Annotated in this window: 19 protein-coding genes; 3 read left to right on the plus strand and 16 right to left on the minus strand. The window is 69.4% G+C overall.

The genetic code is table 11. The features are described from left to right. Positions 1–2,826 carry a fumarate reductase/succinate dehydrogenase flavoprotein subunit gene (locus ABZ880_RS21745; protein WP_361265275.1) on the plus strand — a complete coding sequence of 942 codons (2,826 nt, stop codon included), beginning with the start codon at positions 1–3 and terminating at the stop codon, positions 2,824–2,826. 143 nt (positions 2,827–2,969) lie between these two features. Here the strand turns inward: ABZ880_RS21745 and recQ are convergent, their stop codons facing one another. The 15 genes from recQ to ABZ880_RS21820 form a co-directional block, all read right to left on the minus strand. Further along, a complete protein-coding gene (gene recQ / locus ABZ880_RS21750) occupies positions 2,970–4,979 on the minus strand; it encodes a DNA helicase RecQ (protein WP_361265278.1) in 2,010 nt (669 codons plus the stop codon). A 167-nt stretch (positions 4,980–5,146) separates the two neighbouring features. After that, on the minus strand, positions 5,147–6,805 hold the full coding sequence (nuoN, locus tag ABZ880_RS21755) for an NADH-quinone oxidoreductase subunit NuoN (RefSeq protein ID WP_361265281.1): 1,659 nt from the start codon (positions 6,803–6,805) through the stop codon (positions 5,147–5,149). Then, positions 6,802–8,373, minus strand: a complete 1,572-nt coding sequence (locus ABZ880_RS21760; protein ID WP_361265284.1) for an NADH-quinone oxidoreductase subunit M — start codon at positions 8,371–8,373, stop codon at positions 6,802–6,804. The genes nuoN and ABZ880_RS21760 overlap by 4 nt, the downstream gene beginning before the upstream one ends. A gap of 5 nt (positions 8,374–8,378) precedes the next feature. Further along, entirely contained in the window at positions 8,379–10,325 is a 1,947-nt protein-coding gene (gene nuoL / locus ABZ880_RS21765; protein ID WP_361265287.1) for an NADH-quinone oxidoreductase subunit L, read from the minus strand. 14 nt (positions 10,326–10,339) lie between these two features. Continuing rightward, positions 10,340–10,639, minus strand: a complete 300-nt coding sequence (gene nuoK / locus ABZ880_RS21770; RefSeq protein ID WP_242779136.1) for an NADH-quinone oxidoreductase subunit NuoK — start codon at positions 10,637–10,639, stop codon at positions 10,340–10,342. Continuing rightward, on the minus strand, positions 10,636–11,472 hold the full coding sequence (locus tag ABZ880_RS21775) for an NADH-quinone oxidoreductase subunit J (protein ID WP_361265289.1): 837 nt from the start codon (positions 11,470–11,472) through the stop codon (positions 10,636–10,638). Before ABZ880_RS21775 ends, nuoK begins: the two co-directional genes overlap by 4 nt. Further along, on the minus strand, positions 11,469–12,071 hold the full coding sequence (nuoI, locus tag ABZ880_RS21780; protein WP_361265292.1) for an NADH-quinone oxidoreductase subunit NuoI: 603 nt from the start codon (positions 12,069–12,071) through the stop codon (positions 11,469–11,471). Before nuoI ends, ABZ880_RS21775 begins: the two co-directional genes overlap by 4 nt. Next, complete coding sequence (gene nuoH, locus ABZ880_RS21785) at positions 12,064–13,428, minus strand: NADH-quinone oxidoreductase subunit NuoH (RefSeq protein WP_361265295.1); 1,365 nt, start codon at positions 13,426–13,428, stop codon at positions 12,064–12,066. The genes nuoI and nuoH overlap by 8 nt, the downstream gene beginning before the upstream one ends. After that, complete coding sequence (locus ABZ880_RS21790; protein WP_361265298.1) at positions 13,425–15,929, minus strand: NADH-quinone oxidoreductase subunit G; 2,505 nt, start codon at positions 15,927–15,929, stop codon at positions 13,425–13,427. The genes nuoH and ABZ880_RS21790 overlap by 4 nt, the downstream gene beginning before the upstream one ends. Beyond that, positions 15,926–17,272, minus strand: coding sequence for an NADH-quinone oxidoreductase subunit NuoF (nuoF, locus tag ABZ880_RS21795; protein ID WP_361265301.1), 1,347 nt, complete (start codon positions 17,270–17,272; stop codon positions 15,926–15,928). Before nuoF ends, ABZ880_RS21790 begins: the two co-directional genes overlap by 4 nt. Continuing rightward, complete coding sequence (gene nuoE / locus ABZ880_RS21800; RefSeq protein ID WP_361265304.1) at positions 17,272–18,141, minus strand: NADH-quinone oxidoreductase subunit NuoE; 870 nt, start codon at positions 18,139–18,141, stop codon at positions 17,272–17,274. Before nuoE ends, nuoF begins: the two co-directional genes overlap by 1 nt. Next, positions 18,138–19,478: an NADH-quinone oxidoreductase subunit D gene (locus tag ABZ880_RS21805; protein ID WP_361265307.1), complete on the minus strand. Its 1,341-nt coding sequence runs from the start codon at positions 19,476–19,478 to the stop codon at positions 18,138–18,140. The genes nuoE and ABZ880_RS21805 overlap by 4 nt, the downstream gene beginning before the upstream one ends. Further along, positions 19,475–20,230 (minus strand): NADH-quinone oxidoreductase subunit C, encoded by a 756-nt coding sequence (locus ABZ880_RS21810; protein ID WP_361265310.1) that lies wholly within the window; start codon positions 20,228–20,230, stop codon positions 19,475–19,477. The genes ABZ880_RS21805 and ABZ880_RS21810 overlap by 4 nt, the downstream gene beginning before the upstream one ends. Then, positions 20,227–20,781 carry an NADH-quinone oxidoreductase subunit B family protein gene (locus ABZ880_RS21815; RefSeq protein ID WP_361265313.1) on the minus strand — a complete coding sequence of 185 codons (555 nt, stop codon included), beginning with the start codon at positions 20,779–20,781 and terminating at the stop codon, positions 20,227–20,229. The genes ABZ880_RS21810 and ABZ880_RS21815 overlap by 4 nt, the downstream gene beginning before the upstream one ends. Positions 20,782–20,794: 13 nt before the next feature. Further along, on the minus strand, positions 20,795–21,154 hold the full coding sequence (locus tag ABZ880_RS21820) for an NADH-quinone oxidoreductase subunit A (protein ID WP_003992243.1): 360 nt from the start codon (positions 21,152–21,154) through the stop codon (positions 20,795–20,797). A gap of 767 nt (positions 21,155–21,921) precedes the next feature. Here ABZ880_RS21820 and ABZ880_RS21825 point away from each other — a divergent pair. Beyond that, entirely contained in the window at positions 21,922–22,725 is an 804-nt protein-coding gene (locus ABZ880_RS21825; protein WP_361265315.1) for a C40 family peptidase, read from the plus strand. A 76-nt stretch (positions 22,726–22,801) separates the two neighbouring features. On the opposite strand, the gene ABZ880_RS21830 is transcribed toward ABZ880_RS21825, so the two are convergent. Beyond that, positions 22,802–24,616, minus strand: a complete 1,815-nt coding sequence (locus ABZ880_RS21830; protein WP_361265318.1) for an FAD-dependent oxidoreductase — start codon at positions 24,614–24,616, stop codon at positions 22,802–22,804. A gap of 88 nt (positions 24,617–24,704) precedes the next feature. On the opposite strand from ABZ880_RS21830, the gene def reads away from it, so the two are divergent. After that, positions 24,705–25,331 (plus strand): peptide deformylase, encoded by a 627-nt coding sequence (gene def / locus ABZ880_RS21835; protein ID WP_361265321.1) that lies wholly within the window; start codon positions 24,705–24,707, stop codon positions 25,329–25,331. The last annotated feature ends 300 nt before the right edge of the window (positions 25,332–25,631 follow it).

The raw sequence follows: 25,631 nt of genomic DNA on the forward strand, positions 1-25,631 counted from the left end.
GTGACCACCCCCGTGAACACGCCCCTGGAGATCCCCGCGCTCACCGACGCGGAGGAGATCAGCTGCGACGTCCTGGTCGTCGGCGGTGGTACCGCCGGCACCATGGCCGCCCTGACCGCCGCCGAGCACGGCGCCGACGTCCTCCTCCTGGAGAAGGCGCACGTCCGCCATTCCGGCGCGCTCGCCATGGGCATGGACGGCGTCAACAACGCGGTCATCCCCGGCCGCGCCGAACCCGACGACTACGTCGCCGAGATCACCCGCGCCAACGACGGCATCGTCGACCAGTCCACCGTCCGCCAGACCGCCACCCGCGGCTTCGGCATGGTGCAGCGCCTCGAGTCGTACGGCGTGAAGTTCGAGAAGGACGAGCACGGCGACTACGCGGTCCGCCAGGTCCACCGCTCCGGCTCCTACGTGCTGCCGATGCCGGAGGGCAAGGACGTCAAGAAGGTCCTCTACCGGCAGCTGCGGCGACGCGAGATGCGGGAGAAGATCCGCATCGAGAACCGGGTGATGCCGGTACGTGTGCTGACGTCTCCGGACGACGGGCGGGCCGTGGGGGCGGTCGGCTTCAACACGCGCACCGGCGCGTTCGTGGTGGTGCGCGCGGGCGCGGTGATCCTCGCGACCGGCGCCTGCGGCCGCCTGGGACTCCCGGCTTCCGGCTACTTGTACGGCACGTACGAGAACCCGACGAACGCGGGCGACGGTTACGCGATGGCGTACCACGCGGGAGCCGAGCTCACCGGCATCGAGTGCTTCCAGATCAACCCGCTGATCAAGGACTACAACGGCCCCGCCTGCGCCTATGTCGCCAACCCCTTCGGGGGCTACCAGGTCAACCGGCACGGCGAACGCTTCGTCGACTCCGACTACTGGTCGGGGCAGATGATGGCCGAGTTCGCGGCGGAGGTCGCCAGTGACCGCGGGCCGGTGTACCTGAAGCTCAGCCACCTCCCGGAGGAGTCGATCTCCGCCCTGGAGTCGATCCTGCACTCGACGGAGCGGCCCACGCGCGGGACTTTCCACTCCGGCCGCGGCCACGACTACCGCACCCACGACATCGAGATGCACATCTCCGAAATCGGCCTGTGCGGCGGCCATTCGGCCTCGGGCGTACGGGTCGACGACCACGCCCGTACGACCGTCCCCCGGCTGTACGCCGCCGGCGACCTGGCCTGCGTGCCGCACAACTACATGATCGGCGCGTTCGTCTTCGGCGACCTGGCGGGCGCGGACGCGTCCCAGTACGCGCCGTACGAAGGGGAGTTGCCCGCCGACCAGCTCCGCGAGGCGCACGCACTGATCTACCGCCCGCTGCACAACCCGGACGGCCCGCCGCAGACCCAGGTCGAGTACAAACTGCGCCGCTTCGTGAACGACTACGTGGCCCCGCCGAAGTCCGGTGCCCGGCTGTCCCTGGCCCTCGAGTCCTTCGAACGGATGCACGCCGACATCGCGGAGATGGGTGCCCGGACCCCGCACGAGCTGATGCGCTGCGCCGAGGTCACCTTCATCCGCGACTGCGCGGAGATGGCCGCGCGCGCCTCGCTCGCCCGCACGGAGTCCCGCTGGGGCCTCTACCACGACCGGCTCGACCACCCCGAGCGCGACGACGCCTCCTGGTTCCACCACCTCGACCTGCACAAGTCCCCCTCCGGTGCGATGGAGTTCACGGCTCGACCCGTGGCTCCGTATCTGGTTCCCGTCGACGAGTTCACCCCCGTCGGCGGCCCTTCCCGTCACCTCGGCGAGGTCCATGCCGAGGACGTGGCCACAGCCGGCTCGCGCGACGTGGCGCCGGTGGCGTCCGGGGCGCAAGGCGCGACGCCGGTCGCTGCCGGAGCCGGAGCCGGGGCCGCGGGCGCCGAGTCCCCGCTCCCCGATCCCGGACAGGCTTCGGCCCGCCTCCTGGAGCTCGTCGCCCTCGCCGAGGAGGAGCCCGAACTCGACGCCCTTCGGCCCTACTTGACCGATCCGGCACCCGCCGTCCGCCGTGAGGCCGTCGCCGTCCTCACCGAGACGGTGCCGCCGGGAACGGGTCCCGCCCTCGCCGAGGCCCTCCGCGACAGCGCCGCCGAGGTCCGGGCCGCGGCCGCCGCGTCCCTGCGCGAGCTCGTCGAGACGCTGCGCGCGGAACCCGCCCTCCGCGACGGCCTCGCCGCCGCACTGACCGAGCCCGACCCCGTCGTCCGCGCCGCCTCGCTCGACGTGCTGCGTGCCCTGCGCCTGGGTGACGCAGCGCTGTTCACCAGGGCCCTGACGGACTCGGACATCCCCGTCCGCATCGAGGCCGTCCGCGCACTCGTCTCGGTGGACGCCGCCGCGGAACTGGCCCGGGCCGCCACCACCGACCCGTCCCGCGAGGTCCGCGTCACCATCGCCAAGGCCTTGGCGACCGTGTGGGCGGGCCGGGTTGGGACTGCGGAAGGTGCCGCAGACCCGTCCGGCGACCTCGACGCGGCGCTCGCCGCGCTGGCCTACCTCACCGGTGACCCCGACGCCCTGGTGCAGGGCGCCGCCTACGGTGCGCTCGGCACCAGCGGCTGCCCGGCACCGCTCGCCGCACGTGCCGTGGCCGCGCTGTCCGCCTCGGCCTGGCAGGTCAGGTCGGGCGCGGCAACCGCGCTGTCCGCCGCCGAGCCGGACGTGGCAGTCCCCGCCCTCACCAAGGCCCTGGCAGACCAGAACGCCGACGTACGCAAGGCCGCCGTGCTCGCCCTGACCCGGCACAGCCACACCGAGGACGCCCGCGCAGCCCTTGCCACGGCCACGACGGACTCGGACGCGGACGTCAGGGCGTACGCGGCACGCGCGCTGTAGCGGCTGCCTCCCCGGCATCCGGCCCGCAGTGGCCGATCGCGGCGGTCGCGCCGTGGTGACGCGACCGCCTCACCGTCCGTCTGCACTCGCCCGACCGCCCGCCACCCCGGGTCACCGATGCCCGACCCGGGCAACCGGCTCCCCTATATCCAGTCCTCCGGCTCCGGCTCCGCGTCCATCTCGGGCCAGTCGTCGGCGCCGGGGTCGTCGCCCACCGTCGGAGCCGAGACAGGTGCCGAAACCGAGCCGGCTGCAGGTGCCGAGCCGGGCCCCTCGCCCAGCGAGGCCAGCACCGCCAACACACCTTCCCCGTACGTCACCAGCTTCTTCTCGCCCACCCCGCCGACCGTCCCGAGCTGCGCCACCGACGTGGGCCACAACGTCACGATCTCCCGAAGCGTGGCGTCGTGGAAGATCACGTACGCGGGGACGCCCTGCTCCCGGGCCTGCTCCCCGCGCCAGGCCCGCAGCGCCTCGAACGCCGGCTGCAGTTCCTCGGGCAGCTCGGCCGCCGCGGCCTTCGCCTTGCGCTCACCCTTGCCCGAGGACGAAGCGGACCGCGAGGTCACCGGCTTCTTCGGCTCCTTGCGCAGCGGCACCTCCCGCTCGCGCCGCAGCACCGAGCCGCTGGCCTCGGTCAGCACCAGCGTGCCGTACTCACCCTCGACCGCGAGCAGCCCCTGCGCCAGCAACTGCCGTACGACACCGCGCCATTCGCCCTCGGTGAGCTCCTCGCCGATGCCGAACACGGAGAGCTGGTCGTGGTCGAACTGGATGACCTTGCCGGTGCGCTTCCCCAGCAGGATGTCGACGATCTGCACCGCGCCGAACTTCTGCCCCCGCTCCCGCTGCAGCCGCACCACCGTCGACAGCACCTTCTGGGCCGCGATCGTGCCGTCCATGGTCTCGGGCGGGGTCAGGCAGGTGTCGCAGTTGCCGCAGCCCGCGGGATCGGGGTCCTGGCCGAAGTAGGCGAGCAGCTGACCTCTGCGGCACTGGGCGGTCTCGCACAGCGCCAGCATCGAGTCCAGGTGGGCGGCGGCCCGGCGCCGGAAGGCCTCGTCGCCCTCGCCCGACTGGATCAGCTTGCGCTGCTGTATGACGTCGTTGAGGCCATATGCCATCCAGGCAGTCGACTGCTGCCCGTCGCGGCCCGCGCGGCCCGTCTCCTGGTAGTAGCCCTCGACCGACTTGGGCAGGTCGAGGTGGGCGACGAAGCGGACGTCCGGCTTGTCGATGCCCATGCCGAAGGCGATGGTCGCGACCACGATCAGGCCCTCCTCGCGCAGGAAGCGGGACTGGTGCGCCGCGCGTGTGCCCGCGTCCAGGCCCGCGTGGTACGGCACCGCCTCGATGCCGTTGCGCGAAAGGAACTCCGCCGTCGCCTCCACGGACTTGCGGGACAGGCAGTACACGATGCCCGCGTCGCCCGCGTGCTCCTCGCGCAGGAAGCTCAGCAGCTGCTTCTTGGGGTCGGCCTTGGGCACGATCCGGTACTGGATGTTCGGCCGGTCGAAGCTCGCCACGAAGTGCCGGGCCGTCGGCATGTGCAGCCGCTGGGTGATCTCCTGGTGCGTCGCACGCGTGGCCGTCGCGGTGAGCGCGATCCGCGGGACGTCGGGCCAGCGCTCGCCGAGCAGGGAGAGGGAGAGGTAGTCGGGGCGGAAGTCGTGGCCCCACTGGGACACGCAGTGCGCCTCGTCGATCGCGAAGACCGAGATCTTGCCACGGGAGAGAAGGTCGAGCGTGGAGTCGAGCCGCAGCCGCTCCGGCGCCAGGTACAGCAGGTCCAGCTCGCCGGCCAGGAACTCGGCCTCGACCACCCTGCGCTCGTCGAAGTCCTGCGTGGAGTTCATGAACCCGGCGCGCACGCCGAGCGCCCGCAGCGCGTCCACCTGGTCCTGCATCAGCGCGATGAGTGGCGAGACCACGACGCCCGTACCTGGTCTGACCAGGGCCGGGATCTGGTAGCACAGCGACTTGCCGCCGCCGGTCGGCATGAGGACCACGGCGTCGCCGCCGGCCACCACATGCTCGATGACCGCTTCCTGCTCGCCGCGGAAGGCCTCGTATCCGAAGACCCGGTGCAGCGTGGCGAGCGCCTCGCTCTCGGTCACCCCTGGCATCTCGCTGATCCCGCCCATCCCACCCATAGTCCTGTCCCCCGTACGTCGTCCCTCGACCACTGCCTCCACGATAGGGGCCCGCACTGACAGCCCAGGAGTTATCCACAGCCCCGTACCAGATTCCTCATGGGAAAGGGCCCCGGTTCCCGTTCGAGAACCGGGGCCCACGCCCACACAACGCAGGTTCGTGCAGGTCAGCGCACGAACACTCCCGCCTGGCTCGCCAGGTCCAGGAAGTACTGCGGCGCCACACCGAGCACCAGCGTGACCACGACACCGAGCCCGATCGCCGTCATCGTCAGCGGCGACGGCACGGCGACCGTCGGGCCCTCGGGCCGCGGCTCGCTGAAGAACATCAGCACGATCACGCGGATGTAGAAGAACGCCGCGATCGCGGACGAGATCACACCGACCACGACCAGCGGGGCCGCCCCGCCCTCCGCCGCCGCCTTGAACACGGCGAACTTCCCAGCGAAGCCCGAGGTCAGCGGAATGCCGGCGAAGGCCAGCAGGAACACCGCGAACACGGCTGCCACCAGCGGTGAACGGCGGCCGAGCCCCGCCCACTTGGACAGGTGCGTCGCCTCGCCGCCCGCGTCGCGCACCAGCGTCACCACGGCGAAGGCACCGATGGTCACGAAGGAGTACGCGCCCAGGTAGAAGAGGACCGACGAGACGCCGTCCTTCGACGTCGCAATGACACCCGCAAGGATGAATCCGGCGTGCGCAATTGACGAGTACGCCAGGAGCCGCTTGATGTCGGTCTGCGTGATCGCGACGATCGCACCGCCGAGCATGGTGACGATCGCGACGGCCCACATGACCGGCCGCCAGTCCCAGCGCAGGCCCGGCAGGACGACGTACAGCAGGCGGAGCAGCGCGCCGAACGCCGCCACCTTCGTCGCCGCCGCCATGAACCCGGTCACCGGGGTCGGTGCGCCCTGGTAGACGTCCGGCGTCCACATGTGGAACGGGACGGCGCCGACCTTGAACAGCAGACCCATGACGATCATCGCGCCGCCGACCAGCAGCAGCGCGTCGTTGCCCATGGTGTCGGCGAGCGCCGGGTCGACGTTGGTGACCGTGCCGTCGACGACCTGCGCGATCGTCGCGTACGACACCGAGCCCGCGTAGCCGTAGAGCAGCGCGATGCCGAACAGCGTGAACGCGGAGGCGAAGGCGCCGAGCAGGAAGTACTTGACCGCGGCCTCCTGCGACATGAGCCGCTTGCGGCGGGCCACGGCGCACAGGAGGTAGAGCGGCAGCGAGAAGACCTCGAGGGCCACGAAGAGCGTCAGCAGATCGTTGGCCGACGGGAAGACCAGCATGCCGGAGATCGCGAAGAGCAGCAGCGGGAACACCTCTGTGGTGGTGAACCCGGCCTTCACCGCGGCCTTTTCGCTGTCGCTGCCCGGCACGGACGCGGCCTGCGCGGCGAACGAGTCGACCCGGTTGCCGTGCACCACCGGGTCCAGGCGCCGCTCGGCGAAGGTGAACAGGCCGACGAGGCCGGCCAGCAGGATCGTGCCCTGCAGGAACAGGGACGGTCCGTCGACCGCGATCGCGCCCATCGCCGCGATGTGCGCCTTGGTGGTGCCGTACCCGTCGGCCGCGAGCGCCACGACCGCCGCGAAGGCGGCGCAGAGCGCGACCGCGGACACGAACACCTGGGCGTAGTAACGGGACTTGCGCGGCACGAACGCCTCGATCAGCACCCCGACGACCGCCGCGCCCACGACGATCAAGGTGGGCGACAGTTGCCCGTATTCGATCTTCGGCGCGGGGATCTTCGAGATCGGATCGGCCGCGGTTGCCGCCGTTGTCCACAGGCTGTGGACGGCTGTTGCGCTCACTTGGCCGCCTCCACCGAGGGCTTGGGGTCCTTCTTGTGTACGTCGGACAGGGTCGACTTCACCGCCGGGTTGACGATGTCGGTGACCGGCTTCGGGTAGACGCCCAGGAAGATCAGCAGCACGATCAGCGGGGCGACGACCACGAGTTCACGGGCCCTGAGGTCCGGCATCGCGGAGACCTCCTGCTTCACCGGGCCCGTCATCGTCCGCTGGTAGAGGACGAGGGTGTAGAGCGCGGCGAGCACGATGCCGAAGGTCGCGATGATCCCGATCGCCGGATAGCGCGTGAACGTGCCGACCAGGACCAGGAACTCACTCACGAACGGCGCGAGACCGGGGAGCGACAGGGTCGCCAGGCTGCCGACCAGGAAGGTGCCGGCGAGCACCGGGGCGACCTTCTGCACACCGCCGTAGTCGGCGATGAGCCGCGAGCCGCGCCGGGAGATCAGGAAGCCCGCCACCAGCATCAACGCGGCGGTGGAAATACCGTGGTTGACCATGTAGAGCGTCGCGCCGGACTGGCCCTGGCTGGTCATCGCGAAGATGCCCATGATGATGAAGCCGAAGTGCGAGATCGACGCGTACGCCACCAGCCGCTTGATGTCCCGCTGGCCGACGGCCAGCAGCGCCCCGTAGACGATGCTGATCAGGGCGAGTACGAGGATCACGGGCGTCGCCCACTTCGACGCCTCCGGGAAGAGCTGGAGGCAGAAGCGGAGCATCGCGAAGGTGCCCACCTTGTCGACGACCGCCGTGATGAGGACGGCGACCGGAGCGGTGGACTCCTGCATGGCGTTGGGCAGCCAGGTGTGCAGCGGCCACAGCGGCGCCTTCACCGCGAAGGCGAAGAAGAAGCCGAGGAACAGCCAGCGTTCGGTGTTCGTCGCCATGTGCAGCGAGCCGTTGGCGCGGGCCTCGGCGATCTCCTGGAGGCTGAAGTTCCCGGCGACCACGTACAGGCCGATCACCGCGGCCAGCATGATGAGGCCGCCGACCAGGTTGTAGAGGAGGAACTTCACGGCCGCGTACGACCGCTGCGTCGACGCCGCCTCCTCGCCGTGCTCGTGGGCACGGTCCCCGAAGCCGCCGATGAGGAAGTACATCGGGATCAGCATGGCTTCGAAGAAGATGTAGAAGAGGAAGACGTCGGTGGCCTCGAAGGAGATGATCACCATCGCCTCGACGCCGAGGATCAGGGCGAAGAAGCCCTGCGTCGGCCGCCACCGCCTGCTTCCGGTCTCCAGCGGGTCGGCGTCGTGCCAGCCCGCGAGGATGATGAACGGGATCAGCAGGGCGGTCAGCGCGATCAGCGCCACCGCGATGCCGTCCACGCCCAGTTCGTACCGGACCCCGAAGTCCGCGATCCAGGCGTGGGATTCGGTCAGTTGGTAACGCCCGCCGTCCGGGTCGAAGCGGACCAGGACGGTGATCGCGAGGGCGAGGGTGGCGAGCGAGACGATCAGCGCGAGCCATTTGGCTGCGGTGCGCTGCGCGGCCGGCACGGCGGCCGTGGCGATCGCCCCGATCGCCGGGAGCACCGCCGTCGCTGTCAGCAGAGGAAAGGACATCGGTATCAGACCGCCCTCATCAGCAGGGTCGCGGCGATGAGGACCGCCGCACCGCCGAACATCGAGACCGCGTACGACCGCGCGAAGCCGTTCTGCAGCTTGCGCATCCGTCCGGACAGGCCCCCGACGGACGCCGCCGTGCCGTTGACGACGCCGTCGACCAGGGTGTGGTCGACGTACACCAGGGAGCGCGTGAGGTGTTCGCCGCCGCGGACCAGGACGACGTGGTTGAAGTCGTCCTGCAGCAGGTCGCGGCGGGCGGCCCGGGTGAGCAGCGAGCCGCGCGGGGCGACGACCGGGACCGGGCGGCGGCCGTACTGGGCGTATGCGATGCCCACGCCGATCACCAGGACGACCATGGTGGCCAGCGTGACCGTGAGGGCGCTGACCGGCGAGTCGCCCTCCTCGTGGCCGGTGATCGGCTCGAGCCAGTGCAGGAAGCTGCTGTTCAGGTTGAACAGGAAGCCCGCCGCGACGGACCCGAAGGCCAGCACGATCATGGGGATCGTCATGGTCTTGGGCGACTCGTGCGGGTGCGGCTCCGCGTGCTCGCCGTGGTGCTCGGCGGCGGGCTCAGCGCTCGGCGCCTGCGGGGAGCGGGTCGGCTGGTTCCTCCAACGCTCCTCTCCGAAGAACGTCATCAGCATCACGCGCGTCATGTAGTACGCCGTGATGGCCGCGCCCAGCAGTGCGCAGCCGCCGAGGATCCAGCCCTCGGTGCCGCCCTTCGCGAAGGCGGCCTCGATGATCTTGTCCTTGGAGAAGAAGCCGGACAGACCCGGGAAGCCGATGATGGCGAGGTAGCCGAGGCCGAACGTGATGAACGTGACCGGCATGTACTTCCTGAGGCCGCCGTACTTCCTCATGTCCACCTCGTCGTTCATGCCGTGCATGACCGAACCGGCGCCGAGGAAGAGCCCGGCCTTGAAGAAGCCGTGCGTCACCAGGTGCATGATCGCGAATACGTAGCCGATGGGGCCGAGGCCGGCGGCGAGGACCATGTAGCCGATCTGCGACATGGTCGAGCCGGCCAGTGCCTTCTTGATGTCGTCCTTCGCGCAACCGACGATCGCACCGAACAGGAGCGTGACGGCACCGACCACGGTGACCGCCAGCTGCGCGTCGGGCGCGGCGTTGAAGATGGCTGCGGAGCGGACGATCAGGTAGACGCCCGCGGTCACCATCGTCGCGGCGTGGATGAGGGCCGAGACCGGGGTCGGGCCCTCCATCGCGTCCCCGAGCCAGGACTGCAGCGGCACCTGGGCGGACTTGCCGCAGGCGGCGAGCAGGAGCATCAGACCGATGGCCGTGAGCTTGCCTTCGCTGGTGTCGCCGACGCTGTCGAACACCGGCCCGAAGGCGAAGGTGCCGAACGTCGCGAACATCAGCATGATGGCGATGGACAGGCCCATGTCGCCGACGCGGTTGACCAGGAAGGCCTTCTTCGCCGCGGTCGCCGCGCTGGGCTTGTGCTGCCAGAAGCCGATCAGCAGGTAGGACGCGAGGCCCACGCCCTCCCAACCGACGTACAGCAGCAGGTAGTTGTCGGCGAGGACCAGCAGCAGCATCGCCGCGAGGAACAGGTTCAGGTAGCCGAAGAAGCGGCGGCGGCGCTCGTCGTGCTCCATGTACCCGACCGAGTACAGGTGGATCAGCGAGCCGACACCGGTGATCAGCAGGACGAACGTCATCGACAACTGGTCCAGGCGGAAGGTGACGTCCGCCTGGAAGCTCTCGACCGGGATCCAGGTGTACAGGTGCTGCATCAGGGTCCGGTGTTCGGCGTCCTTGCCGAGCAGGTCGGCGAAGAGGACGACGCCGATGACGAAGGAGGTGCCGGCCAGGACCGTGCCGATCCAGTGGCCGACGGCGTCGAGGCGCCGGCCGCCGCACAGCAGTACGGCCGCTCCGAGCAGTGGCGCCGCCACCAGCAGCGCAATCAGGTTCTCCACGATTCAGCGACCCCTCAGAGCTTCATCAGGCTGGCGTCGTCGACCGAGGCCGAGTGGCGGGAACGGAACAGGGACACGATGATCGCGAGCCCGACCACGACCTCCGCGGCGGCGACGACCATCGTGAAGAAGGCGATGATCTGGCCGTCGAGATTGCCGTGCATCCGGGAGAAGGTGACGAACGCGAGGTTGCAGGCGTTCAGCATCAGCTCGATGCACATGAACACGACGATCGCGTTGCGCCTGATCAGCACGCCCGTCGCGCCGATCGTGAACAACAGGGCGGACAGATAGAGGTAGTTGACCGGGTTCACTTCGACGCCTCCTCACGCTTGAAGGTGGCGGGCTCGATCTCGGTCCGCTCCAGTCGCTCCTCCGCGCGCTGCTCCAGCGCCCGCAGGTCGTTGAGCGCCTCGGCGGACACGTCACGGATCTGGCCGCGCTCGCGCAGCGTCTTGCTGACGGTGAGCTCCGACGGGGTGCCGTCGGGCAGCAGGCCCGCGATGTCCACCGCGTTGTGCCGGGCGTACACGCCGGGCGCCGGCAGCGGCGGTACGTGCTTGCCCTCGCGGACGCGCTGTTCGGACAGCTCACGCTGCGTCTTGGCGCGCTCGGTGCGCTCGCGGTGTGTGAGCACCATGGCGCCGACGGCGGCCGTGATCAGCAGGGCGCCGGTGATTTCGAAGGCGAAGACGTACTTGGTGAAGATGAGGGTCGCGAGACCCTCCACGTTGCCGTTGGCGTTCGCCTGGCTCAGGCCGTTGAACTCGTTGAGGGAGGCGTTGCCGATCCCGGCGAGCAGCAGGATGCCGAAGCCGAGCCCGCAGAGAAGGGCCAGCCAGCGCTGGCCCTTGATGGTCTCCTTCAGCGAGTCCGCGGCCGTCACGCCGACGAGCATCACCACGAACAGGAACAGCATCATGATCGCGCCGGTGTAGACGACGATCTGCACGATGCCCAGGAAGTAGGCGCCGTTGGCGAGGTAGAAGATCGCCAGGATGATCATGGTGGCGGCCAGTGACAGCGCGCTGTGCACGGCCCGCTTCATGAACACGGTGGCCAGGGCTCCGATCACCGCGACGCTGCCGAGGACCCAGAACTGGAAGGCCTCTCCGGTGGAGGTGGAGTAGGCGGCGAGAGCGCTCATGCCTGCACCTCCTCTTCTTCAGGCTTTTCGCCCTTCGATACGGCGGTTTGGGGCTCCGTGCCGGGCGCGGCCTCCGTCACCAGTCCCCGGTAGTAGTCCTGCTCGTCCATCCCCGGGTAGATGGCGTGCGGGCTGTCGACCATGCCCTCTTCGAGGCCGGCGAGCAGCTGCTCCTTGGTGTAGATGAGGTTGGCGCGGCTGCTGTCGGCGAGCTCGAACTCGTTGGTCATCGTCAGCGCGCGCGTGGGGCACGCCTCGATGCACAGGCCGCACAGGATGCAGCGGGCGTAGTTGATCTGATAGACGCGGCCGTACCGTTCGCCCGGCGAGTAGCGCTCCTCGTCCGTGTTGTCCGCGCCCTCCACGTAGATGGCGTCGGCGGGGCAGGCCCAGGCGCACAGCTCGCAGCCGACGCACTTCTCCAGGCCGTCCGGATGGCGGTTGAGCTGGTGCCGTCCGTGGAACCGGGGGGCTGTGGTCTTCTGCTGCTCCGGGTACTGCTCGGTCAGCCGCTTCTTGAACATGGCCTTGAAGGTCACGCCGAAGCCGGCCACGGGGTTCATGAAACCGGGCTTGGTCTCCTTGGGCTCCTCAGCCATCGGACGCCTCCTTTCCATCCGAAGATCCGTCACTGGCAGTATCCGACCCGCCACTGACAATGAGCTCCCGCTCGCGGCGCGGACGGCGCCTCGGCACCGCCGGCAACTCCTGTCCCGGCAGGGGCGGTACGGGGAATCCGCCCGCCATCGGGTCGAATCCGGCGGGTTCCTCGACGGCCTGCTCGGTCTCCTTCGCCTTCTCGCGGAACATGTCGGCGACGAAGGACAGGAGCAGCAGGGCGAGGACGCCGCCGCCGATGTAGAGGGCGATGTCGGCGAAGTCGTAGTTCTCGTTCCTCAGCGCCCGCACGGTCGCGACCAGCATCAGCCAGACCACGGAGACCGGGATGAGGACCTTCCAGCCGAGCTTCATCAGCTGGTCGTAGCGGACGCGAGGCAGCGTGCCGCGCAGCCAGATGAAGAAGAACAGCAGCAGCTGCACCTTGATCACGAACCAGAGCAGCGGCCACCAGCCGTGGTTGGCGCCCTCCCAGAAGGTGCTGATCGGCCAGGGGGCGCGCCAGCCGCCGAGGAAGAGCGTGGTCGACACGGCCGAGACCGTCACCATGTTGACGTACTCGGCGAGCATGAACATCGCGAACTTGATCGACGAGTACTCGGTGTTGAAGCCGCCGACCAGGTCGCCCTCGGACTCCGGCATGTCGAAGGGGGCGCGGTTGGTCTCGCCGACCATCGTGACGATGTAGAGGATGAAGGAGACCGGCAGCAGCAGGATGTACCAGCGGTCGTGCTGCTGCTCGACGATCGTCGAGGTCGACATCGACCCCGAGTAGAGGAACACGGAGGCGAAGGCCGCGCCCATCGCGATCTCGTACGAGATCATCTGCGCGCAGGAGCGGAGGCCGCCCAGCAGCGGGTAGGTGGATCCGGAACTCCAACCCGCAAGGACGATGCCGTAGATGCCGACGGAGGCGATCGCGAGGATGTAGAGCATCGCGATCGGCAGGTCGGTGAGCTGCATCGTGGTGCGGGTGCCGAAGATGGAGATCTCGTTGTCGGCCGGGCCGAAGGGGATCACCGCGATCGCCATGAAGGCCGGGATGGCCGCGACGATCGGTGCGAGGACGTAGACGACCTTGTCCGCGCGTTTGACGATGATGTCTTCCTTGAGCATCAGCTTGATGCCGTCGGCGAGCGACTGGAGCATGCCCCAGGGGCCGTGCCGGTTGGGGCCGATGCGCAGCTGCATCCAGGCGACGACCTTGCGCTCCCAGACGATGGAGAACAGCACGGTCACCATCAGGAAGGCGAAGCAGAACACCGCCTTGACGACGACCAGCCACCAGGGGTCGCGGCCGAACATCGAGAGGTCTTCAGCGGCGAGGTACGGGCTCATGCCTCCACCTCCTCGGGGGCCGCGCCGACGAGCGTCGCCGGGCCGATGCGGACGAGGGCGCCGGGCAGCGCCCCCGTGTCGGAAGCGACGCCCCTGCCGACGGAGTTCAGCGGGAGCCAGACCACGCGGTCGGGCATCTCGGTGACCTGCAGCGGGAGTTCGGCCGAGCCCGAGGGACCGGTCACGGCGATGAGGTCGCCGTCCTTGACGCCGGCTTCGGCGGCCGTCGCGGCCGACACGCGCGCGTGGGCGGCGTGCCGCGTTCCGGCGAGCGCCTCGTCGCCCTCCTGGAGGACGCCCTGGTCGAGGAGGAGCCGGTGCCCTGCGAGCACGGCCTCCCCGGCGGCGGGCCGCGGCAGCTGGCCCGCGGTCTCCAGGGGTTCGGTGGCGCGCGGGCCGTCCCAGGCACCGAGCCGGTCGATCTCCGCGCGTACGGTGCGCAGATCCGGCAGACCCAGGTGTACGTCCATGGCGTCGGCCAGCATCTGCAGCACGCGTGCGTCGGTCGGCGCGAGGCGGCGGGTCATCTGATCGGGCTTGAGCGCGGCCTCGAAGAAGCGCACCCGGCCCTCCCAGTTGAGGAAGGTGCCGGCTTTCTCGGCGACCGCGGCGACGGGAAGCACGACGTCGGCGTGCTCGCTGACCTCACTGGGCCGCAGCTCCAGCGACACCACGAAGCCGGCCTCGTGAAGTGCTTCACGCGCGCGTGCCGGGTCGGGCAGATCGGTGACCTCGACGCCCGCGACCAGCAGCGCCTGCAGCTCGCCGGACGCGGCGGCCTCGACGATCTGGCTCGTGTCGCGGCCGTAGCGGTGCGGGAGTTCGGCCAGGCCCCAGACGGCGGCGACCTCGTCACGCGCGCGTGGGTCGGTGGCCGGGCGTCCGCCCGGCAGCAGCGACGGCAGCGCGCCCGCCTCGACGGCGCCGCGCTCACCGGCCCGCCGCGGGATCCACACCAGCCGGGCGCCGGTCGCGGACGCGGCCCGTACCGCGGCGGTCAGTCCGCCCGCCACCGCGGCCAGCCGCTCGCCGACGACGATCACCGAGCCCTCGGCGCGCAGCGCCTGGGCGGCCTGCCCGCCGGGCTCCTCCAGTCCGACCCCGCTCGCGAGCGCGTCCAGCCACTCGGTCTCGGTGCCGGGAGCCGCCGGCAGCAGCATGCCGCCGGCCTTCTCCAGACCGCGCGTGGAGTGCGTGGCCAGCGAGAACACCTTCTGCCCGTGCTTGCGCCAGGCCTTGCGCAGCCTCAGGAAGACGCCGGGCGCCTCCTCCTCGGCCTCGAATCCGACCAGCAGGACGGCGGGTGCCTTCTCCAGGGAGGTGTACGTGACGCCCGTACCGTCGAGATCACGACCGCGACCGGCGACCTTGGCGGCGAGGAAGTCGGATTCCTCGCCGCTGTGCACGCGCGCGCGGAAGTCGATGTCGTTCGTGTCCAGTGCCACGCGCGCGAACTTGCTGTACGCGTAGGCGTCTTCGATGGTGAGGCGGCCACCGGTGAGGACACCGGTGCGGCCGCGCGAGGCGAGCAGGCCCTGTGCGGCGATCTGCAAGGCCTCCGGCCAGGAGGCGGGCTCCAGTTCACCTTCGGCGTTGCGTACCAGCGGCGTCTGCAGCCGGTCGCGCTGCTGCGCGTACCGGAAGGCGAACCGCCCCTTGTCGCAGATCCACTCCTCGTTGACCTCGGGGTCGTTGGCCGCGAGGCGCCGCATGACCTTGCCGCGCCGGTGGTCGGTGCGGGTCGCGCAGCCGCCGGAGCAGTGCTCGCAGACCGACGGCGAGGAGACCAGGTCGAAGGGGCGGGAGCGGAATCGGTACGCCGCCGAAGTGAGCGCGCCGACCGGGCAGATCTGGATGGTGTTGCCGGAGAAGTACGACTCGAAGGGGTCGCCCTCGCCGGTACCGACCTGCTGCAGCGCGCCCCGCTCCAGCAGCTCGATCATCGGGTCGCCCGCGACCTGGTTGGAGAACCGGGTGCACCGGGCGCACAGGACGCACCGCTCACGGTCGAGCAGCACCTGCGTGGAGATCGGGACGGGCTTCTCGTACGTCCGCTTCTTGCCCTCGAAGCGGGACTCGGCCTGCCCGTGCGACATGGCCTGGTTCTGCAGGGGGCACTCGCCGCCCTTGTCGCAGACCGGGCAGTCCAGGGGGTGGTTGATGAGGAGGAGCTCCATCACACCGTGCTGGGCCTTCTCGGCGACCGGCGAGGTGAGGTGGGTCTTCACCACCATGCCGTCCGTGCACGTGATGGTGCAGGACGCCATCGGCTTGCGCTGGCCCTCGACCTCGACGATGCACTGGCGGCAGGCGCCGGCCGGGTCGAGCAGGGGATGGTCGCAGAACCGGGGGATCTCGATGCCGAGTTGCTCGGCGGCCCGGATGACCAGGGTGCCCTTGGGCACGCTGATCTCGGCGCCGTCGATCGTCAGCGAGACGAGATCTTCCGGCGGGACCGCCGCCTCTCCCCCACCCGAGGGAGCGCTCGTGGTCACCGTCATGCGTTCACCTCCGTGCGGTCGGCCCAGGCCGTCGACTTGGCCGGGTCGAAGGGGCACCCGCGGCCCGTGATGTGCTGCTCGTACTCCTCACGGAAGTACTTGAGCGAGGAGAAGATCGGCGAGGCGGCGCCGTCGCCGAGGGCGCAGAACGACTTGCCGTTGATGTTGTCGGCGATGTCGTTCAGCTTGTCGAGGTCGGACATCACGCCCTTGCCGGCCTCGATGTCGCGCAGCAACTGCACGAGCCAGTACGTCCCTTCGCGGCACGGTGTGCACTTGCCGCAGGACTCGTGGGCGTAGAACTCGGTCCAGCGGGTGACGGCGCGGACGACGCAGGTCGTCTCGTCGAAGCACTGCAGGGCCTTGGTGCCGAGCATGGAACCGGCGGCGCCCACACCCTCGTAGTCAAGGGGTACGTCGAGGTGCTCGTCGGTGAACATCGGCGTCGAAGAACCGCCCGGCGTCCAGAACTTGAGGCGGTGGCCCGGCCGCATGCCGCCGCTCATCTCGAGCAGCTGGCGCAGTGTGATGCCGAGCGGCGCCTCGTACTGGCCGGGGCTCGCGACATGGCCGCTGAGCGAGTAGAGCGTGAAGCCCGGGGACTTCTCGCTGCCCATCGACCGGAACCATTCTTTGCCCCGATGCAGAATCGCGGGAACCGACGCGATCGACTCGACGTTGTTCACAACAGTCGGGCACGCATAGAGGCCCGCCACCGCAGGGAAAGGGGGACGAAGCCGCGGTTGACCCCGGCGGCCTTCGAGCGAGTCGAGCAGTGCGGTCTCCTCACCGCAGATGTACGCGCCGGCGCCGGCGTGCACGGTGAGCTGGAGGTTCAGGCCGCTGCCCAGGATGTTCTCGCCGAGGTAGCCGGCTTCGTAGGCCTCGCGCACGGCCTCGTGCAACCGCCGCAATACGGGGACGACTTCACCACGCAGATAGATGAAGGCATGCGACGACCTGATGGCATAACACGCGATGACAATGCCCTCGATGAGGCTGTGCGGGTTCGCGAAGAGGAGCGGGATGTCCTTGCAGGTTCCCGGCTCCGACTCGTCGGCGTTGACAACTAGATAGTGCGGCTTTCCATCCCCTTGGGGAATGAACTGCCATTTCATTCCCGTCGGGAATCCCGCGCCGCCCCGGCCACGCAACCCGGAGTCCTTGACGTACGCGATCAGGTCGTCTGGGGACATCGCGAGCGCCTTGCGGAGCCCCTCGTAGCCCTCGTGCCTTCGGTAGACGTCCAGCGTCCAGGACCTGTCCTCGTCCCAGAAGGCCGACAGCACCGGCGCGAGCAGCTTCTCGGGGCTGGTGTCTTTCAGCTCGGGTGCCAAGGTCATCACTCCCCCTCCTCGGCGGTAGGCCCTGCCGGGTGGGCCGGGTCGGAGGCCGACGTGTCCTGCGGCGCATCGTGTGAGCTCAGGTGCTCGGTCGGCGACGGCTCGTGCACTGCCCTGTCCTGCGGCTCGTCCTCGTGCGGGCCGCCGTCCCGCGGATGGACCACGCGCGCGGGTGCGGCCTCTCCCCTTGCCAGGCGAAGGCCCACCAGCGACGCCGGTCCCGCACTGCCGCTCTCCTCGACGGCCCCTGGCCGCTCGTCGGGGAAGCCGGCCAGAATCCGCGCGGTCTCCTTGAAGGTGCACAGGCGCGCCCCGCGCGTGGGCTCGACCGGCCGTCCCGCGCGCAGGTCGTCGACGAGGCGCTTGGCGCTGGCCGGGGACTGGTTGTCGAAGAACTCCCAGTTGACCATCACCACGGGCGCGAAGTCGCAGGCCGCGTTGCACTCGATGTGCTCCAGGGTGACCTTGCCGTCGTCGGTGGTCTCACCATTGCCGACGCCCAGGTGCTCCTGGAGCTCCTCGAAGATCGCGTCACCGCCCATCACCGCGCACAGGGTGTTGGTGCAGACGCCCACCTGGTAGTCACCGGACGGCTTGCGCCGGTACATGGTGTAGAAGGTGGCGACCGCGGTCACCTCGGCCGTGGTCAGCCCCAGCACGTCCGCGCAGAACTGCATTCCGGTGCGCGTGACATGGCCCTCCTCCGCCTGCACGAGATGCAGCAACGGCAGGAGCGCCGAGCGGGAGTCGGGGTAGCGGGCGATCACCTCGCGCGCGTCCGCCTCGAGCCGGGCTCGGACGTCGTCCGGGTAGGCGGGCGCGGGCAGTTCGGGCATGCCCAGGCTGACGCCAGAGGAACTGGTGGTCACCGGTCGACGCCTCCCATCACGGGGTCGATGGACGCGACGGCGACGATGACGTCGGCGACCTGGCCGCCCTCGCACATCGCCGCCATGGCCTGCAGGTTGGTGAAGGACGGGTCGCGGAAGTGGACCCGGTAGGGGCGGGTGCCACCGTCGGACACGGCATGCACCCCGAGCTCGCCCTTGGGCGACTCGACGGCCGCGTACGCCTGTCCCGGCGGGACGCGGAAGCCCTCGGTGACCAGCTTGAAGTGGTGGATCAGGGCCTCCATGGAAGTGCCCATGATCTTCTTGATGTGGTCGAGGGAGTTGCCGAGCCCGTCCGGTCCCAGGGCGAGCTGGGCGGGCCAGGCGATCTTCTTGTCGGCGACCATGACCGGGCCGGGCTGCAGCCGGTCCAGGCACTGCTCGATGATCCCGAGCGACTGGCGCATCTCCTCCAGGCGGACCAGGAAGCGGCCGTAGGAGTCGCAGGAGTCGGCGGTCGGGACGTCGAAGTCGTACGTCTCGTAGCCGCAGTACGGCTGCGTCTTGCGCAGGTCGTGCGGCAGGCCGGTGGAGCGCAGGATCGGGCCGGTGGCGCCGAGGGCCATGCAGCCGGCCAGGTCGAGATAGCCGACGTCCTGCATACGGGCCTTGAAGATGGGGTTCCCGGTGGCGAGCTTGTCGTACTCCGGGAGGTTCTTCTTCATCTTCTTCACGAACTCGCGGATGTGGTCCACCGCGCCGGGCGGCAGGTCCTGCGCGAGTCCGCCGGGCCGGATGTACGCGTGGTTCATGCGCAGGCCCGTGATGAGCTCGTAGATGTCGAGAATCATTTCACGATCACGGAATCCGTAGATCATGATCGTGGTGGCGCCGAGTTCCATGCCGCCGGTGGCGATGCACACCAGGTGCGAGGACATCCGGTTCAGCTCCATCAGGAGCACCCGGATGATCTCTGCCCGCTCGGTGATCTGGTCCTCGATGCCGAGGAGCTTCTCGACGGCGAGGCAGTAGGCGGTCTCGTTGAAGAAGGACGTCAGGTAGTCCATGCGCGTCACGAACGTGGTGCCCTGCGTCCACGTGCGGAACTCGAGGTTCTTCTCGATGCCGGTGTGCAGGTAGCCGATGCCGCAGCGGGCCTCGGTGACCGTCTCGCCCTCGATCTCCAGGATCAGGCGGAGCACTCCATGGGTGGAGGGGTGCTGGGGACCCATGTTGACGACGATGCGCTCGTCGTCGGCGCGGGCCGCGGACTGGACGACCTCGTCCCAGTCGCCACCGGTGACCGTGTATACGGTGCCCTCGGTGGTCTCGCGGGCCGAAGCGGCGGAGGCCGCGGATGCTGGCTGCGTGCTCACGAGTACGACCTCCGCTGGTCCGGAGCCGGGATCTGGGCGCCCTTGTACTCGACGGGGATGCCGCCGAGGGGGTAGTCCTTGCGCTGCGGATGGCCCTGCCAGTCGTCCGGCATCATGATCCGCGTCAGGGCCGGGTGACCGTCGAAGACGATCCCGAAGAAGTCGTAGGTCTCGCGCTCGTGCCAGTCGTTGGTGGGATAGACGGAGACCAGGGAAGGGATCTTCGGGTCGGCGTCCGGGGCGCTGACTTCGAGGCGGATCAGCCGGTTGTGGGTGATCGAGCGCAGGTGGTAGACGGCGTGCAGCTCGCGGCCCTTGTCGTGCAGGTAGTGGACCCCGCTGACGCCGGTACAGAGTTCGAAGCGCAGGGCCGGGTCGTCGCGCAGGGTGCGGGCGACGCGCAGCAGGTGCTCGCGCTCGATGTGGAAGGTGAGTTCGCCGCGGTCGACGACCGTCTTCTCGATGGCGTTCTCGGGGAGCAGTCCCTGCTCCTCCAGGGCGCCTTCCAGCTCGTCGGCGACCTCGTCGAACCAGCCGCCGTAGGGGCGGGCCGCGGGCCCCGGGAGGCGGACCGAGCGGACCAGACCGCCGTAGCCGGAGGTGTCGCCGCCGTTGTTGGCGCCGAACATGCCGCGCTGGACGCGGATCTCCTCGCCGCCCTCGCCGCGCTGGCCGGGGAGGTTGGAGGCGCCGAGGTCCTTCTCGGGGTTGACCCCGTTCGACGCTCCGTTGGTGCCGTTCACGTCGCTCACCGCAGCAGCCCCTTCATCTCGATCGTGGGCAGGGCCTTGAGCGCCGCTTCCTCCGCCTCGCGGGCCGCCTCCTCGGCGTTCACGCCGAGCTTGGAGGTCTGGATCTTCTGGTGCAGCTTGAGGATGGCGTCCATCAGCATCTCGGGCCGTGGCGGGCAGCCCGGGAGATAGATGTCGACCGGGACGACGTGGTCGACGCCCTGGACGATCGCGTAGTTGTTGAACATGCCGCCCGAGGAGGCGCAGACCCCCATGGAGATCACCCACTTGGGGTTCGGCATCTGGTCGTAGACCTGGCGCAGCACCGGCGCCATCTTCTGGCTCACCCGGCCGGCCACGATCATCAGGTCCGCCTGGCGGGGCGAACCGCGGAAGACCTCCATGCCGAAGCGCGCCAGGTCGTAGCGGCCGGCGCCGGTGGTCATCATCTCGATGGCGCAGCAGGCGAGTCCGAATGTGGCCGGGAAGACGGACGCCTTGCGCACCCAGCCCGCGGCCTGCTCGACGGTGGTCAGCAGGAATCCGCTCGGCAGCTTTTCTTCGAGTCCCATGTGTTAAGGCCCCTCAGTCCCATTCCAGGCCGCCGCGCCGCCATACGTACGCGTACGCGACGAAGACGGTGAGCACGAAGAGCAGCATCTCCACGAGCCCGAAAATCCCCAGGGCGTCGAAGGTGACGGCCCAGGGGTAGAGGAAGACGATCTCGATGTCGAAGACGATGAAGAGCATCGCCGTCAGGTAGTACTTGATGGGGAAGCGCCCGCCGCCGGCCGGCGTGGGGGTCGGCTCGATCCCGCACTCGTAGGCCTCGAGCTTGGCCCGGTTGTATCGCTTCGGACCGATCAGCGTGGCCATGACCACGGAGAAGATCGCAAAGCCTGCCCCGAGGGCTCCCAGTACGAGGATGGGCGCATACGCGTTCACCGCTCCTCGCTCCTCTCAGTCGGCACTGACTGCTGGCGATGGCGTTGGACTCACACCGACCTCATACGTTTCTCCAACCCCGCCCGTCCCGGCGAAGATCGAGAACATGTGAAGCAGGTCACAAGCCCAACTGCCTCGCATCTTATGCCCGCCGCTCTGTGATCTGCGACACGGGGTATTACACAAGCTTTGTGATCTCCACCACCTGACGAAGGATCATGAAGTCGGATGAGCGGTGATCTTCGTACCTGAAGCGTCAAGGTGATCACCAGAGGTGACACTTTCGCTCGTCGGCGCAGCTCGAGAGGGGCGTCTCCATATCAAGAGACTTCCCTTGCATGCAAATTGGTGCTGGACGAGATGTCCTGATAGTGCACCGCGTTCACACATCAGAGGGAGGGGCGCAGTGCGATGTGGACGCGTGCACGCGTTCACGAGCGGGGCCGGGCCGTGACCGGGTCGCAATCCGGTCGTGATCTTTACGCGAGACGCAGCTTCCCCTGTGACCGTTGCGTGACCTCCGCCACATCCATGAGAGGCGCCTGAGAACGGGGCTTGGCCAACTGTCCCAACCGATGGTAGGCGGAGGGCAATTCGGGCGTACCGACGAAAGACCGTGATCACGGGCCTGAAGGGCTGCGTCCGCAATGTCCGTTACGGCGTCAATAAAGAACTCCACGCCGGGGATTTGGGGCCTCGACTGAACAACTGTGGCGCACCACACGTTTCTTGAAGGTATGGAGGAGCCCCTGATACCGGTTGTTCTCATGTCCCACACCGCTCACATACGCAGCCACCGGAAACCCCGCCGGAGCGCGACGACTTCCATCGCCGTGCGCGCCGGAGTTGCCGGTGGCGTCCTCAGCATGGCTGCGGCGGGCGCGTCGGCCTCGGCGAGCGCCGCCGAGACCACGCAGACCCTCCAACTGCCCACCCTGACGGCCGACCTGGCCGCTCAGGTCGCCCAGTCCGCGGACGCCACACAGCAGGCTGCCGCGAACTACCAGCTGCAGGCCGAGCGTGACGCAGCCGCCGCAAAGGCCGCGAAGCAGGCCAAGGCGGACCTCGCAGAGGCGAAGAAGAAGGCCGAGGCCAAGAAGAAGGCCGAGGCCGCCCGCAAGGCCGCCGCCGAGCAGGCTGCTTCCCGCAGCTCCGAGCGGACCACCCTCGCCGCCTCCACGACGTCGACCGCCTCGTCGAGTTCGTCGACGGCCACCGGTTCGGCCGCCGCGCTCATCGCCTTCGTGAAGGCCCAGGTCGGTGACGCCTACGTCTCCGGCGGCACCGGCCCCAACTCCTGGGACTGCTCGGGTCTCATGCAGACCGCCTTCAAGCAGGTCGGCATCAGCCTGCCGCGCGTCTCGCAGGACCAGTCGACGGCCGGCACCCAGGTCTCGCTGAGCAACCTGCAGCCGGGCGACATCCTCTACTGGGGCAGTGCGGGCAGCGCGTACCACGTGGCGCTGTACGTGGGTGACGGCATGTTCGTCGGCGCGCAGAACCCGTCGACCGGTGTCGTCGAGAAGCCGCTGTCCTACGACCCGCCGACCGGCGCGGTGCGGGTGCTCTGACACAACCCGGCACCACAGACGCACGGAAGGGCCGCAGCCGCTCGGGGGCAGCGGCCCTTCCGGCACACCCTGAGGGCTACCCCAGGTCGAAGGCGTTGGGCAGGCCCAGCTTGTAGCGCACCTCGTCGACGCGCTTGAGGGGTTCCATCTCGGGCGGCCGGTACAGCTCCCGGATCTCACACCGCTCGGCGTCCGAATTGTCCGCGTCGAGGAGGGCGTTGACGGCACGTCGTGCCGCCTCGTTGGCGCCTTCCATCGTCGCCAGGTCCACATCGGTGCGGACGTAGTCGCCGGCGAGGAAGAAGTTCGGGACCGCCGTGCGCGCCGAAGGGCGGTTGTAGAGCGTGCCCGTGGGGTGGATGAGGAGCTGTTCACGGTTCTGCGGGTTCGGGCCGCCGAGGCCCGTCACCGCCGGGTCCATGAACCAGCCGAGGCGGTCCTCGTCCCTGAGGGTCGTCTTGCCGGCGTCGTTGAGGCCGTCCTTCAGCTGGGCCCAGAGTTCGGCGACGATCTCGTCCTTGGTGCACTCCTTGGCCGTCTTCCCGTACAGGATGCCGGGCTTGTCCCATTCGGAGATGATCGCGGACAGGCAGTCGTGGGCCTGTCCGTCGCCGTAGTCGCGTGAGAAGTCCCTTACGTCCCAGAACTGGGCCTGTCCGATGCCCGTCACCGACCAGGGCGAGTCGAGGCAGTTGATGTGGCCGTGCACGACGGGGGTGGGCGTGCGCAGGTAGAACATCACGCCGGTCATCCAGTCCGTCTGCAGCTTGTCGCAGCGGCCGAGCTGCGGGTCGGCCGCGCGCAGGGACGGGCCCCAGGTCACGCGTGCGTGCTCGACGGGGAGTGCGGAGACGTAGTGGTCGGCGGTGACCGTGCGGTCCTGGCCGCCGTCGCGGGCGGATACGTGTACGCCGGAGATGCGCCCCGCCTCGTAGAGAACCTCCCTGACCTGGGTGCCGAGGACGAACTCGACGCCGAGGGAGCGCAGGTGGGTCTCCCAGGGGTCGATCCAGGCCTCGCTGGTGGGGGCGTTGAGGACGCGGTCGATGTCGGCGTCGGGGCCGTCCAGGCCGCGGCCGAGCAGGCCCCACAGGATCAGGGCCTCGATGATGATGCGGCCGACGGTGCGGGTGGAGGCGACCTCCGCGCGCGTGGCGACGAGGTTGCGGGTCTGGCCGATGCCGAGGAGGGTCTGGTACTCCGCGCTCATCTCCTCGGCGCGGATGAAGTCCCACCAGGACGTCTTCTCCCACTGGTCCTCACGGCGGGCGTCGCAGCTGGTGAGGTGGACCAGGAGGCGGTCGGCGAAGTAGGCGGCCTCGTGGGCGGGGAGGTGGGTGGCCAGGTCCAGTACGGAGAGGATCTGGTCGCGTATCCACGACGGGGTGATGTCGCCGGGGGCCGGCGGGGTGGTGGCCCGGCGGAGGGGGAAGTGCAGATCCGGGCGGCCGGAGCTGCGGGCGAACAACTCCTCGGTGGCGTTTCGGAGGTTGTCGCGTACACCGCCCGCGTTGCCGGGAAAGGGGATGCGGCGCAGCGTGTCCGGGAGGTTCCGGTAGAAACCGGGGAAGAACCGGAAGCCGTGCTCGCCGGGGAGGGGCTCACGGCCGCCGCTCGCCGTGCCCGGGACATCCATCGAGCGGGCCTTGCCGCCGAGGATGTCGTAGTACTCGTAGACGGTGACGGCGTAGCCGCGTTCGGCGAGTTCCTGGGCGGCGCTGAGGCCGGAGACTCCGCCGCCGAGAACGGCGACGCGCTTGCCGGTGGCGGCGGTTGCGCGGCCGGCGGGCCATAAGGCGAGGGCGCCGGCCGCTCCCCCGGCTCCCGCCAGGAACCGTCTGCGGGTGTGGCCGGTCTGCTGCTGGGGCTGCTGCGCGTGTTCTGTTGTCATGAGTAACGGAGGGTAGGGAGAGGCTCCCGAGGCCGGAAGCCGGTTTCCCGCCCGGCCACAGCATCCTCACAAGACAGGAGAAACAGTCATGCCGAGCGTGTTCGTGCAAGGCAGGCCCGTCGACTCGTATCCGCCGCTCGCGCCCGAGGCCCGGCGCGGGAAGGTGCGGCGCGTGACCGAGGTCGGTGAAGAGGTTCTGCACAAGCCGTGCCGGGACGTGACCGAGTTCGGGCCGGATCTCGCCGCCCTGATCGACGACATGTTCCTGACGATGTACATCGCCGAGGGAGCGGGGCTCGCGGCGAACCAAGTCGGCGTCGATCTGCGGCTGTTCGTGTACGACTGTCCGGACGACGACGGGGTCCGGCACGTCGGGCACATCGTCAACCCGGTCCTCGACGCCCTCGAACCCGCCGGGCGCCGGCTGCTCGACGAGGGGGAGGGGTGCCTGTCGGTGCCGGGCGCCGTGATGGACGTACCGCGTCCGGACCGGGCCGTGGTGCGCGGGTTCGACAAGGACGGCGAGGCGGTCGTCATCGAGGGCACGGGGTACTTCGCCCGGTGCCTGGAGCACGAGACGGACCATGTGAACGGCCACGTCTATCTGGACCGGCTCTCCAAGCGGGAGCGCAAGGACGCGCTCCGGCAGGTGGCGGACCGGCGCGACGAGGTGTTCGCGCGCCGGGCGGCCAACTTGCAGGCGCTCGGCAGCTAGGGGCTGTCCGGCGGATCGGGTCGGCTGCAAGAGACGGTGCTTCTTGGCCGCGCCGAGCGGGGTCATGGGGGTCCCCCGCTCGAGCAAAGCCGAGAGTGGGGGAGCGTGCAGCTGCAGGGCGGAGGAGGCAGTCGACGCGGAGCGATGGGGGCCCCTCCCGCTCGGGCGAAGCCGAGAGGAGACCGACGACAACGCCGCTGGGGGTCCCCCACGCCTTCAAGGAGTGGGGGAGGGCGTGCCAGGGCCCGCGACGCCGAGCTGATCCGCCGGACAGGCCCCAGCCGTCTGCCGGGCTCGCCC

It is taken from the genome of Streptomyces sp. NPDC047043 (assembly GCF_040644055.1).
Taxonomy (GTDB): Bacteria; Actinomycetota; Actinomycetes; order Streptomycetales; family Streptomycetaceae; genus Streptomyces.